This is a genomic window from Flavobacterium sp. N502536, assembly GCF_025947345.1.
Taxonomy (GTDB): domain Bacteria; phylum Bacteroidota; class Bacteroidia; order Flavobacteriales; family Flavobacteriaceae; genus Flavobacterium.
Genome location: NZ_CP110011.1, coordinates 4067542 through 4081232 on the forward strand (window position 1 = coordinate 4067542; position 13691 = coordinate 4081232).

A 13691-nucleotide genomic window follows, 5' to 3' on the forward strand; every position below is an offset into this window, starting at 1 on the left:
ACGGTTAGGAATACTTTAACTTTTTCAATCGTTTTAGTGATTATTTTTAAATTATATTCAATAAATTAACTTTTTCCTTATTTAGTATGCATGCATAAAAAAAGAGTATCATGATTTTGATACTCTTTTGTGTTGAAAATTAATGATTTAGCAAATATTAGCCTCTTCTGCGGCCGTAGTGACCATCGTGATCATCATGATCGTCATCGTCATCATCGTCTCTGTCGTGTTTGTTACGCTTTTTATCATAGTGTTTATGGTTTCTGCGCTCATAACGATCGTCATTGTATCCATAAGCTGGTCTTGGTTTGTAACATCTTTGCGGTGCACCATGATATCCTTTGTAATACTTTACCCTATGACGATCAAAGTAAGTATAAGGTGTTCTGCCGTGGTAATCGTTTAAAACTACTTTGTAACCTCCGTACAAATCATAGTTTCTATATTGTCTTGGCAAGTAATTTGTTCTAACCCATCTTCCTCCTCCAAAATAGATAAACTGGGAAGCTCTTACATCATAATAAGCTTCGATATCGGGTAAATAATAGTACTCCATTTCTGCATATCCCGCAGGTCCCCAAGCCGGAGGGCTTCCGATGTTCACATTTATAGATACCTGCGCTTGCGTGGCATTTGCAACCAGGAGAAATAATCCTGCGATTGCTAATTTTATTGTTTTCATTTTTCTAATTTTAAAGTTATGGTTGATCCTGTTTAGGGATATTCATATACTGTGCCAAAAATTAAAGCACTATGCATTTCATCGGATAAATTATGCATTTTAACGATTTTGCAAAACAAGAAAGTTTGCTAATCTTTTGGTAGTGAAGTAGTTTTGTATTTTTTGTTTTTTGAAAAAAAAAGTGAAATAAAATGTATTTCCATTATTTATATTCCACAATCCTTGGTTTGGCTAGCTCAAAGTTTTGCAAACCAAAATCACTGGTCTCAAAAGTATTCGTTTTAAAAACACTATCTCCCTGATAAGGAATGGTGGGGTAGTAGGAGAGCGAAAGCTGAAAGGAACTGAATACCAGATAATCATTGCTGATCAGCAAACCTAAAGTCACTTTTTGGTAGCCTTTATTTCTTCCTATAGCATCATTTGGATTTCCGAGTACCGCAACCGAGTAATTAAAGAACGGATTTAGACGAAATCCCCAAAGCGCATAAGGAGAATAGGTTTGTGTTTGAAGCGACAAAACCATTTTATTTGTACCGTATAAAGCGGTATTGAACCCGGCTAAACCATTTTGATTATTAATATTAAGTTGATCCCCGATGATATTTTCCCGATTGGCACCAATAACCACAATTGGGTTCACAAATTGACGCAGTTTCCAGTTTCCAATACTGAATAGTTTTGTAAAATAAGTAGATTCAAATGAAAAGGCTGTTTGATACGTTTTTGAATCATGAAAAAACGTACCCACCTCAAAATTCATACTTAAAAACCCCCAACGATAGTAATTACCAAACGAAAACTGACCTCCGGCATAAGGTCTCCATTGGGCATTTTTGTACTGATAACCTAATGTAATCCCATAAATTCTTCCAATGGGAACGTCTTCAGTCTGACCATTTCTGAAAATATAGTTGTCTTTTATAAATTTACGTCGGTTTAGACCTATTCCGCTTAAAAACAGCTTTTCATCTGAATAAAAATGGGTAGGATCATAGAGATCAGCGGGAGCATCGGTGTAGTTGACGTTCAGGAAACGTGCGGTTGCCACCAAATTGGTTATGCCATTTTCATCTTCAAATACTTTACTGGCATGTCCTGCCCAGAAATCCTGAAAGTTATTCTTAAAGGGCTGAAAGGCATAAGACTTATCGGGTGCTTGCAGACTGTCTTTTCTGTAGTTTTGGCCTGTAGAAACACCGCCTGCCCATTTGGTCAAAGGGGAATAAAAGAGGCGTTCAACGTTGATGCTTTTGCTGTAATTATTGTCAATATCGATCTTATAGAACAAGGTGGTTCCTATATAAGTGTTTTTGATGTTAGGAATGGTATAGGTTGCTTCATTTGCAGTCCGGCCATCATTAAATCTGCTGGTATGTTTGTATTCCAGCTGCTGTCCCCATCCAAAAAAGTCTTTTTCTTTAATACCAAAAGAAACCTGATTGCTCGAGATCGCAAATTTAGGAATCGTACTCCAGGAGTCCAGAACCCTAATCGTTACATCAACTGAATCGGAAGCCATTCCCGCCACTTTATTCGTGATTCGTACAGCTGTCACATATCTTTGAGATCGTATCAAACGTTCAGATTCCTGTACCTTGTAAGTGTCGTAGGGGGTGTTTTTTTTAAAAAGGAGCAGGTTGTAGATTGCAATTTTCTTGGTTTTTAAATGCAGTCGGTTTCCTGTTCGTTCGCCCCAGTTTTTAGGTACCTGAGTGGTGTCTGTAAGCGAGTGTCCAAAAGGATCCAGTGTAATAATGTTGATGTTACGAATTATTTTTCCGCTAAAATCAGTAGTGTCATTTTGCACCAGAATTTCTTTTTTTTGAGGCCTGTTTCCTCTGAAGAATAATTTGTGCAGGGTTTGTGTAAATTTGTTCTTCTTCGAATAGTTTTTGATTTTCTGATAGACTTCGGTGCTGTCCTTTTTTTCTTTGGGCTTTTTTTGAGGTGGAGCGACCTGAGCATAAGTGCCTTGTAAACAAAAGCATAATAAAATAAAGACTGCTATTTTTCTGATTACGGACATTATATAATTTTTGACTGGCTTAAAGGTCGATTTGGAGTTGAATATAAGAAATTATTGCGATTCTATTCTGAATTTACAGTACTATTTAATTTTCGACCTTTAGTTTTCGGATTCTCCAGCTGAATTTTTTAGGCATATGATTGCCCATCAGGTACCCCCAGGGCGCTAAGGATTCAATTCTTTCGAATATAATTTTTAGAATGGCTAAAAGCGGAATGGCCAAAAACATTCCCGAAATTCCGGCAGCGGCACCTCCAATAATAATTCCCATAATCGAAACGAAGGCATTAATTTCAACTTTCGAATTGATAATCAAGGGTACAAGTATATTGTTGTCAATCAACTGCACGATAATGTTTACAATCAGAATTCCAAGAATAATAGAGTTTTCGGGTGTTCCTGTTAACGATGCAACTACTGTGATGATACCAGCGATTAAGATACCAATGTAAGGTATCATGTTTAAAATTCCGGTAATCAATCCCAATAAAATAAAGTATTTAACCCCAATGATCCACAGCCCTAAACTTGTCAGTATAGAAACGACTATCATTTCAAAAATCAGACTGACTATATAATTATTAATCGAAACTTTTATTTGTGAAAGAATGTCTTTTAAAATCGCATGATCTTCATTAGGGACTAATTTAGCGAGGAAAAGAATAAAATGATCTTTATACAGTAGAAACAAAAAAGTATAAATAGGGATGATGGTGCAATCTAACAGCAGATCGGTTATAGAGATAATAGCAGAGCCTATGGAGCTTTTTCCATTTTGAACCGAGTCTTTGGCTACATTATCGAGGTATTTTTTTTGTTCGCCGATGCTGACGTGAAAATGATCTTTTATAAATTTATGAATGTCGGTAATAAAAGCGTTTGCATTTTTCTTTATCGCATCAAAATCGTTGGCGATATCACTAATCTGATAAGAAATAAAAACTAAGATGCCAACAATGCACAAAGCAAAAAGCAGAATACAAGCCGCGGCAGCAAGGTGTCTGGGAAATTTTAATCGGGAATGCAAAAAAGTAAAAATCGGGACCAGTAAGACCGCAAATAAAAATGCCAGTAAGACAGGAGTAATAATATCTTTTCCAATACAAAAAATAAAGGCAAAGCTTATAAAACTTACCAGAATGAAAGCAAGTTTAGCATAAAAAGGCAATTTTACGGAGCGATTCATTGTTGCGGGAATTAAATAAAAACTAAAATTTAGTACAACAAATATTATATTTTATTACCAATAATACGTTTTACCTTTTTAGCAATACGTTATAAAATTCCCATTCTTATTTAATCAAAGAACTCTTTTTCTTCGTATTGTACCGGCATGATAGAGATCCCTTTTTGCAGCAATAAGTTATTTGGAAAAATAATTTTTTCACCGTCTTTTGTTTTCAGATTAACATGAAAGGCGCTTATATCCTCAATTTCGGCTTCGATCGGAAAGTCTTTATCGTGAATTTTGATGGTATCTCCAATTCGGAAAGGAAAGGAGAAAAACAAAATCATTCCTGAAGTTATATTGCTCAGAATGGACCATTGCGCAAACATAGCCACTCCAATAACTGTAGCAATAGAAGAAACGGTTATGAAAATATCTTTGGTTTCAACACCCCAAATTACAATTAAGCTAATCAGAACCAGTATGTTCATAAGTAAATGAATGTACTTGATGACCAAATTGGTCCGATGTTCTAATAACTGACTTGTGCTGGCATAACGGCGAATTAGTTTCGCAACGATAATGCGCAAGACTACAAGAATAAAAAGTAGAATTACGGTGGTTAAGATTTCCTCGCTATATTCTTTAAAAGAAAACATAAATAAAATTTTACACTAAAGTACTCAAATATTCATAAACTTTTGCGGTCGGCAATCCCATAACATTGGTATAAGAGCCTTCTACTTTTGCAACTGCCATAAAACCAAACCATTCCTGAATACCATAAGCTCCGGCTTTGTCATAAGGTTTGTAATTTTGGATGTAATACAAAATAGCCTCATCAGATAAATCATTGAAAGTAACCTTTGTAATATCGTTCAATAGCGTTGAAGAATGGTTTGTTTTAAAGCAAACCGATGTTATTACTTCATGGGTTGTATTGGATAGCGATCGGATCATTTTAAAGGCTTCTTCAGCATCTTTTGGTTTGCCTAATGCTTTATTCTGATGCCATACAATAGTATCGCTGGTTACTAAAATTTCATTTTCGTTAAGTTCGCCCTCAAATGCATTGGCTTTTAGTTTTGCCAGATAATCGGTTATTTCGACTGCTTTTAATTCAGGTGGGTAGATCTCCTCAATGTCTTTTAACCTAATTTCGAAGTCAAGATCGAGGTCCTTAAAAAACTGTTGCCTGCGAGGCGATCCGGAGGCCAGTATTAAAGTATATTTTTTTAGTTTTTCTTTAAGCATTATACTTGATATTTAGGGTGATAACGAGAATCGATAAAATTCCGAAGAATAAAATGAGTTTTAAAATGCGGCTTAAATGATGAAATTCTTTTGGATGTTTTGCACCAAATATTTTTACAATAAAGTAGAGCAGAGGCGCTAAAACAAAGGCAAAAGCATAAAAAGTAGCAATAAAGAGCTTATTTTCGACAAAATAGGTATTGATGTAAAGCAGACAGGAGATAAAAGGAACGATGGCAAAACCTAACGCTATTTTTGACGCTCTGCTAATTCCGATTGCAATAGGAAGGGTATTCATTCCCTGATTGTAATCACCATTCACATCTTCAATGTCTTTGACTATTTCTCGAATAAAATTGATCATAAAGGCAAATAAAGCATAATCGGTTAAAATCGAGAACATACTCGCCATCTGTGCCTGATTTTCAGAAGTTGTGGCAGGAAAGAGGTCGAAAACCCCGATAATCAATACACTTGCAGAAAGCAGTAACGCGACAACAAAATTCCCCAGTATCATAATTTGCTTTAAAGTGGTCGCATAAAAATAAAGAAGCGAGGCAATCAAAATAAAGAACGAAGCAAACATGGGCCTAAAAATGATATTAGACAATAGGAATCCAATAGCAACACCAGTAATGTTTAGTCCGATATAAATGTTGTAGGCGGTGGTTTCAGAAATTCCTTTACCAATTACAACATCATTGGGCTTGTTGATGCTGTCGGTCGCAACATCATATATATTATTGATGACATAACCCGCTGCAGCCAGTAAAACGGTACTTAAAACCAATAGTCCATATTGCCAGTCGGCCAAAGCTAAAGGGATGTTTTGTTGTTTTAAGAAAGCATAACGAAATAATACCTGCATAAAAGCAAGCATCAGTAGGTTTTTGTATCGAATGAGTTTGAGGAATTTCATTTTTTTGAGGTACTAAGGTTCTGAGGGGCTAGGTTTTTTTTGTGAGATGTAGATTGTAAGATGTTATATGTGAAATGTAATCCGCAATCTATAATCTAAAATCTACAATCTGCAATCTGCAATCATTAATCGTGTTTCCCGCTAAAATGTTCCATCCATTTTCCCTGAACTTTCATTACTTGTTCGATTACATCACGGGCAGCGCCTTTTCCTCCATTTACATGTGAGATGTAACGGCAAATGTTTTTGATCTCCGGGCTGGCATCTTGCGGACAGGTTGGCAAACCTACTAATTTCATTACGTGAAAATCCGGTATGTCGTCACCCATATACAAAACCTGCTCCGGTTTGATGTTGTAAGTATCGGTGTATTCTTTAAAAGTTTCTACTTTATCAGGAGTTCCTAAATGAATGTCTGTAATTCCTAAATTACGCAAACGAACACGGACTCCTTCATTGCTTCCGCCTGAAATAATGCAAACATTATAGCCGCTTTCAACTGCCGCTTTCATTGCATAACCATCACGAATATTCATCGTACGCAGGATCTCTCCTTCATTGGTTACAAAAACCGAACTGTCTGTAAGTACGCCATCAACATCAAAAACAAACGTTGTGATGTCATTCATTATTTCTTTATAATTTTTTGCCATTATGCTGTATAGATTGTGTTAGTATTTTATAAATATTCTTTTGATTTTCATGGGTTAAATACTCCAAATGCGCTTCAATTGTGGTAGAATCTTTGCGTTTTGCAGGTCCCGTTTGTGCATCCGCCGGGGCTAAAGTATTTATTTTTTGAGCAGTTTCCTGAATTAAAGGTTTTAAAACTTCAAAGGGCACCTGATGCTCTTTGCAAATCTCCTGTCCGATTTGATAAAGATGATTGGTGAAATTATTCACAAAAACGGCTGCAACATGCAATGCTTTTCTTTGGCCGGAATTTATGGGATAAACGGCTTGCGAAATGCTTTTGGCAACACTTTCTAGAACGCGATAATCAAAGGTGTTTTCGGCCTCCAGACACATTGGAATGGTGGAGAAATCAACTTCCTTATTTTTTGAAAATGTTTGAAGCGGATAAAAAACACCTTTTCTGTTTTTAGCATCCAAAACATCAAGCGAAGCTGCGCCTGAGGTGTGAACTATAACTCGGTTTTGAAAAGGCAGTTGTTTTGAAACCTCTGAAATCGCATTGTCAGAAACAGCAATGATATAGAGATCAGCTTCAAGGAGGGAGTCAAAATCATTTACAATTTTTTCAAAACTAACTAAAGAAGCAAGAGCTTCTTTTTTTCTGGAAAACACCTGCACAATTTCTACCGCTTCGCTTTTAGAGAAAGCTTTTATCAAATGTTGGGCAACATTTCCGGAACCAATTATTGAAATTCGAATCATAGTGCAAAATTAGCATTATTTTTTTTAAAGAGAATAAACACGATGGAACTTTAGCCATAGATGATACTGATTACAATGATTCTGCTGATTTGTTCAATAAGGTAATACTCTAAATGAAGTTTATAAAAGGAGATGAATCTTTCTTTTTAATCCTATAAACTGTGGTATAAAAAGCAAATTTCTGATGCCGGATTATAGCTTTGTAAAGTTTAGCGTACGCTTTTGCGAAATCAATTTAGTTTGATGGGCTTTTTTAGTTTTTATTAACAAATCACAAATATTGAGAGTCAACATTTTTAAGTACTTTTGTGGCACTTTTATACAATGTAATTCCTTAAAAATGGATAAAAAAATATTCTCTTTTTTGTTTTCTACACGATTAATGGCTGTTCTTTTTTTAACATTCGCAATTGCAATGGGTGTTGGAACTTTTATCGAAAGTAAGTACAACACAGATACAGCCCGAATTTTAATTTACAATACCTGGTGGTTTGAGGCGATAATGGTCTTTTTCCTGATCAATTTCTTCGGAAACATCAAACGTTACCAACTACTAAAAAAAGAAAAATGGGCAACGCTGTTATTGCACCTTGCTTTTATCTTTATTCTTTTGGGAGCTTTTATTACCCGTTATATCAGTTACGAAGGTATGATGCCTATTCGTGAAGGTGCTGCCGAAAATCAAATTTACTCCGATAAAACATTCTTAACGGTTTTTGCAGATGGAGAATACAAAGGCGAAATGAAACGCAGAGTTTTTGAAAAAAACTTATTGTTTTCGCCGGTTACTAACAATGATTTTACGCTTTCCGGAAAATTCGACGAAACTCCTTTTGAAGTGACGTATGTGAATTATATCATGGGAGCTACCGAAACCATAAAACCGGATCCAAAAGGAACTTTATACCTTAAAATGGTAGAAGCAGGATCTGGCGGACGTGAAGAACACTTTTTGAAAGAGGGTGAAGTACAAAACATCCATAACGTACTATTTGCTCTGAACAAACCAACTGCCGGAGCGATCAACATCAATACTACAGGTGAAAAATATACCATTCAAACGCCTTTTGAAGGAGAGTTTATGCGAATGGCTGATAAATTAAAAGGTGCTGTAACCAAAGATAATGTGCAGCCATTGATGATGCGTTCTTTGTACAGTATTGGTGATATTAGAATTGTATTTCCGGATCCTGCTGTCAAGGGAGTAATAGATTATCAATCGAATAACGACTTTAGAGCAAAATCACACCATGATGCTTTGATTGTAAAAGTTAAAGCGGACGGACAGGAAAAAGAAGTAAGACTTTTGGGTTCTAAAGGTAGTGTAGGGGAGCCTCAGACCGTTAAAATCGGAAAAATTGAGTACAGTTTATTCTACGGAAGTAAAGCATATATCTTGCCTTTTAAAATAAAATTAAACGATTTTATTGCTACAAAATATCCGGGAACTGAGAAAAGTTACTCTTCTTTTGAAAGTAAAGTAACCGTTCAGGATTCTACAGAAACATTTAATGCTGATATTTATATGAATCACGTTTTAGATCATAAAGGATACCGATTCTTCCAGTCATCCTTTGATCCGGACGAGAAAGGAACTGTATTGTCTGTAAATCACGATTCATGGGGAACTAACATTACTTATTTCGGTTATTTTATGTTGTACATTGGTTTGATGGCTATTATGTTTACCAAACATTCCCGTTTTGGCGACTTGAAACGCAAATTAGAAGGCGTGAAAAAGAAAAAAGAAAAATTGATCACGATATTGGTTTTAATGATTGGTTTAAGTGGTTTTGCTCAGGCACCGCATGTTCATACACCGGGTCATGAACACAATCACAACACGGATCCTAACGATCACGCCAATCATGCACCTGCTCCGCCAAGTCAGAAACAATTAGACTCTTTATTGACTATTTACAAAGCTCCTGAAGCTCATGCCGCTAAATTTGGTCGTTTGATCATTCAGGATGCTGGTGGTAGAATGAAGCCTATTAATACTTTCTCATCTGAATTACTTAGAAAAGTGAGTCAGAGCGATACGTATAACGGAATGAATTCGGATCAGGTGTTTTTGTCTATGACACAATATGCTCAGGTTTGGATACAGGTTCCACTTGTTTATTTGAGAGCCGGAAATGACAGTATTCGTAAAATTATCGGGGTAGAGAAAACCGCTAAACACGCTCCTTTTGTTAAGTTTTTTGATGCCAATGGAAATTATAAACTTTCACCATTTTTAGACGCAGCATACAAAGTAGGAAATCCAAATCAGTTTGAGAAGGATTTTATGGATACGGATAAAAGAGTTAATTTAATGGAATCTGCTTTAAGCGGTAGTATTCTGAAAATATTCCCTATTCCGAATGATCCAAATCACAAATGGGTTTCGTATCTGGAAAGACAGCAGGGAGGATTTAAAGGAATGGATTCGACTTATGTTACTCAGATTCTGCCAATGTATTTTAGTGCTTTGAATAATGGTTCGATTTCTAAAAACTTTACTACAGCCGATCAGTTGGTCGAAAGTATTAACGGTTTTCAAAAGAAATTTGGAAGTAAAGTACGACCAAGTGAGGAAAAAATTGACGCTGAAATAGCCTACAACAAATATGATATTTTCAAAAAATTACCGTTTTGGTACCTTACTGTTTCGGCTTTCATGTTGATTTTTACCATTGTAAATATCTTTTTTGAGAAGAAATGGCTTCGCATAACGATCAACGGTTTTCATGTACTGGTAGGATTACTATTTGCTCTGCATACTTTAGGGCTTGTAGCGCGCTGGTACATTTCAGGTCATGCTCCATGGAGTAATGCTTACGAGTCTATTATCTATGTAGCCTGGGCGACGATGTTCTTTGGGTTGGCTTTTGACAGAAAATCGAAACTTACCGTAGCTTCATCCGCTTTTGTGACTGCAATGATCGTAATGGCTGCTTATATGAACTGGATTGATCCGGAAATTGCAAACTTACAGCCGGTACTGAATTCTTATTGGTTAATGATTCACGTAGCAGTAATTGTAGGTAGTTATGGTCCGTTTGCGTTAAGTATGATTTTAGGTTTTGTAGCTTTGGTATTGATTTTCTTTACCAATGAAAAAAACAAAACCAAAATGGATTTGAACATTAAAGAGATTACTTATATCAATGAAATGTCACTTACAATTGGTTTAATCATGCTAACAATTGGTAACTTCCTGGGCGGTCAATGGGCCAACGAAAGTTGGGGACGTTATTGGGGATGGGATCCAAAAGAAACCTGGGCTTTAATCTCGATTATGGTATATGCTTTTGTTATTCACGCTCGTTTTGTACCGGCTCTTAGAGGAAAATGGTTCTTTAACTTAATGAGTATGTATGCTTTTATCTCTATTTTGTTTACCTATTACGGGGTAAATTTCCACTTAGTAGGCTTACATTCGTATGCTACCGGAGAAGCACATTCTTTAAGCTGGATTTGGTATTCATTAGGAGTGATCTCGATTATTGGAGCAATCACATATCCTAAGCACCGCAAGCATTATAAAAGCAAGAAAAAGTAAGAAATAATAATTCACATAAAAAAAAGATTCAGTTTTTAGCTGAATCTTTTTTTTATGTCTAAACTGAAGTATTTAGTTTTCTTTTTTTAACCCATTAGGATACATAATTGCCAGTAATACGACAATGAGTAAAAAATTATACTCCATACCATTTCTTCCGCCACCCACTACAAACCAGCCTTCCTGAAAATGAACCAGAATTATTCCCATAATTAAGATCAGTATAGTGACAAATCCAGCCAGTTTAATGTATTTATTAAAAAGTAGTAGCAGTGCCGCCACAACATGCGACAATTTAATAGACCAGGCCAGAAAAACGCCAAAAGGTGCGAAACCAATCTGATTGAGGTATAAATTTCCAAAATCGTTAATTCCGTTATTAAACATTCCGAAAACAGAATGGGTAAGGAGGATAAGAGCAACTGCAATTCTTAGAAGTAAAGTTCCATTCATGATTTAATTGGTTTATTGGTAAGGTTTATATATTGAAAGTAATAAAAAAAAAACGCATATTGAATTGAATATGCGTTTTTTAAGTTTTGTGATAGGCTGTTTTAAACTTTTCCTAAAGTATACAATTGTTCCATAGTAGGCGTTAAGCTTCCTCCTGCAGGTTCTAAAGTAATTCCAAAAGCCTCTGCTGAGTCGGTTTGATTTACAGCAAATATTTTTTGATTGTTTCCTTCAAAGTTATCTAGTAAACCAATACTGGTAGGGGTTAGTACCGGACTTAGTTTTAAAGCCCAAACCTGATACACCATACCTTTTGGCGGTTTAGGTAAACCGGCAGCATCGATATAGGTAGTTTTCGTTTCTTTGTTCCAGTACACTTTTGCAAATGAACCTGGAGAAACCGCTTGTCCGCCAAGGGTTACACCTGTGTTTTTGATGTCTCTTACAATAGTCAGACTTTTTTCGGTTTGCTTGTTCTGCTGATCTAAGAAAGCATAATCTTTTTCAATTTTGTTTTTCTCCGTACCAACAGTTGCAATAGCTTCTTTTGATTTTGTCAATTCTAAAGTTTGATATCCAAAACCTAAGAGCAGCAATACTGCCGCGGCCCAGCCTACATATTGAGACCAGCTTGAAGCAGGTTTCATTTCGACTACTTTGCCGTGTTTCAGCTCTAAACGGGCTTTTATCTTCTCAAAGTTGGCTACCGAGTGAAAAGGAGAGAAACTTGATGATAAAGCTACGATAGCTTTTTCGATCGAAACAATTTCCTCTTCAACTTCCGGGTTTTTCTTAGCCAGCTCGGCTATTTCCAGATTTTCAGTTTCGGTCAATAAACCGTAAACATATAGTTCCAGAATTCCTGATTCTATGTACTCTTTTGCTTCCATTATATTTTTAGATAATTTCTTAAATCGTTAATACAGTTTCTGTTTTGCGTTTTGATCGTTCCCAAAGGCAGTGCCAATTCTTCTGAGGCTTCTTGTTGGGTATATCCTTTAAAAAATAATAAATCTATAATCTCAATACATTTTGGTTTCAATTTTTTTACAAATTCTTGTATTCCAATAGTATCAATTCTATTAACGAGTTTATTACTGTCGTCTAACAGATTTACGAAATTATCTGAAGAAAGGTTTTTTTGACTGTTATTAAAATTTTTGGATCTTAACTTATCGATGGAAGTATTGCGGGCAATATTAAGGATCCAGGTGTAAAACCTTCCTTTACTTTCATTATAGGAGTCGATGTTTTTCCAGATTTTAACAAAAACTTCCTGCAAAACATCTTCGGCTTCTTCCCGGTTTTTGATCAGAACATTGATCACCGAAAATAAACTTTTCGAGTACATATCGTACAAATGGGTAAAAGCTCTTTCGTCTTTTTTGTAAATTAAAACTAATAATTCTTCCTGACTCATAAGCTGGGGTTTTTAAGTTGAAACAAAATTTTGGAAATATATTGTGTAACCTGAGATAAAGATAATTTATTTTTTTCTGAAATTTTACTTTTTTTTAACAGTCCAAAACCTAGTAAAATAAGGGTTTTGAAAAAAATATCACTTTTTTTTGATTTTTTTAAAACCAAAAACAATCCAATTACGTAAATGCTATTATAACATCAGAATAATAATTACGAAAATAGCAAGAGGCTGAAAATGAAGATGATTTCGATTATTTAAAAGTATTTCTGAGGACAGAAAGGCTGATAAAAATTAACATTTAAAAAGAATTAATTGTAAAGTAAATCTCAATAAATAAAATTTGATTGTCATGAACGGCTTAAACAAATTAAAAATACTGATCGTAGGTCTGACCGCAGTGTTAGCATTCCAGGGATTTAATAAAAGTGATTTTCGCAGACAGCTTGCTCAGTATGATCATAAGAATTCAGAGATTGTAACAAACGATAATACATTATTTAGGAATTAGTAGATAAGTTGATGTCATCGGACTTCCACAGTAAAATTGAATTTAGAATTCCGGAAGCCCACTTCTTGCCCAGAATGAACATAAACGCCATAAAAAAATATACTCCAAAGGGACTGGAATTTTGAAAAGTATCCGCACTATAACCGGGACATCAACTGTATTTAATATAAAAATATAAAAGATAAGAACGATTAATTCATGGTTTGATTTGTTTGTATGGGGGGAAGCCTAACGTCTGATTAACGTTAGGCTTCATTTTTTTATTTAACTTATGTTTAGTAAAAATATAGCAAGTAAAGTCATTTGGAGA

General features: G+C 35.3%; 12 protein-coding genes. 1 reads left to right on the forward strand and 11 read right to left on the reverse strand.

What is annotated here, in order from left to right:
- Positions 1–157: 157 nt before the first annotated feature.
- From OLM61_RS17130 to OLM61_RS17165, 8 genes are all read right to left on the reverse strand, one after another.
- On the reverse strand, positions 158–682 hold the full coding sequence (locus OLM61_RS17130; RefSeq protein WP_264523823.1) for a hypothetical protein: 525 nt from the start codon (positions 680–682) through the stop codon (positions 158–160).
- A 202-nt stretch (positions 683–884) separates the two neighbouring features.
- The gene (locus OLM61_RS17135; protein WP_264523824.1) at positions 885–2711 is read right to left on the reverse strand and encodes a hypothetical protein; all 1827 of its coding nucleotides are present in this window, start codon (positions 2709–2711) and stop codon (positions 885–887) included.
- Positions 2712–2796: 85 nt separating this feature from the next.
- Positions 2797–3897 (reverse strand): AI-2E family transporter, encoded by a 1101-nt coding sequence (locus tag OLM61_RS17140; protein ID WP_264523825.1) that lies wholly within the window; start codon positions 3895–3897, stop codon positions 2797–2799.
- Positions 3898–4007: 110 nt separating this feature from the next.
- Positions 4008–4538, reverse strand: coding sequence for a mechanosensitive ion channel family protein (locus OLM61_RS17145; protein ID WP_264523826.1), 531 nt, complete (start codon positions 4536–4538; stop codon positions 4008–4010).
- Between the two features lie 10 nt (positions 4539–4548).
- Positions 4549–5133 carry a Maf-like protein gene (locus tag OLM61_RS17150; RefSeq protein WP_264523827.1) on the reverse strand — a complete coding sequence of 195 codons (585 nt, stop codon included), beginning with the start codon at positions 5131–5133 and terminating at the stop codon, positions 4549–4551.
- Positions 5126–6052: a geranylgeranylglycerol-phosphate geranylgeranyltransferase gene (locus OLM61_RS17155; protein WP_264523828.1), complete on the reverse strand. Its 927-nt coding sequence runs from the start codon at positions 6050–6052 to the stop codon at positions 5126–5128. Before OLM61_RS17155 ends, OLM61_RS17150 begins: the two co-directional genes overlap by 8 nt.
- Before the next feature lie 125 nt (positions 6053–6177).
- Positions 6178–6705 (reverse strand): KdsC family phosphatase, encoded by a 528-nt coding sequence (locus OLM61_RS17160; protein ID WP_264523829.1) that lies wholly within the window; start codon positions 6703–6705, stop codon positions 6178–6180.
- Positions 6689–7450, reverse strand: coding sequence for a Rossmann-like and DUF2520 domain-containing protein (locus OLM61_RS17165; protein WP_264523830.1), 762 nt, complete (start codon positions 7448–7450; stop codon positions 6689–6691). Before OLM61_RS17165 ends, OLM61_RS17160 begins: the two co-directional genes overlap by 17 nt.
- A gap of 340 nt (positions 7451–7790) precedes the next feature.
- On the opposite strand from OLM61_RS17165, the gene ccsA reads away from it, so the two are divergent.
- Positions 7791–10997: a cytochrome c biogenesis protein CcsA gene (gene ccsA / locus OLM61_RS17170; protein WP_264523831.1), complete on the forward strand. Its 3207-nt coding sequence runs from the start codon at positions 7791–7793 to the stop codon at positions 10995–10997.
- A 72-nt stretch (positions 10998–11069) separates the two neighbouring features.
- Here ccsA and OLM61_RS17175 read toward each other — a convergent pair whose 3' ends face one another.
- From OLM61_RS17175 to OLM61_RS17185, 3 genes are all read right to left on the reverse strand, one after another.
- On the reverse strand, positions 11070–11450 hold the full coding sequence (locus OLM61_RS17175; protein ID WP_264523832.1) for a DoxX family protein: 381 nt from the start codon (positions 11448–11450) through the stop codon (positions 11070–11072).
- Positions 11451–11551: 101 nt separating this feature from the next.
- On the reverse strand, positions 11552–12340 hold the full coding sequence (locus OLM61_RS17180) for an anti-sigma factor (RefSeq protein ID WP_264523833.1): 789 nt from the start codon (positions 12338–12340) through the stop codon (positions 11552–11554).
- Positions 12340–12870 carry an RNA polymerase sigma factor gene (locus OLM61_RS17185; protein ID WP_264523834.1) on the reverse strand — a complete coding sequence of 177 codons (531 nt, stop codon included), beginning with the start codon at positions 12868–12870 and terminating at the stop codon, positions 12340–12342. The genes OLM61_RS17180 and OLM61_RS17185 overlap by 1 nt, the downstream gene beginning before the upstream one ends.
- Positions 12871–13691: the final 821 nt, after the last annotated feature.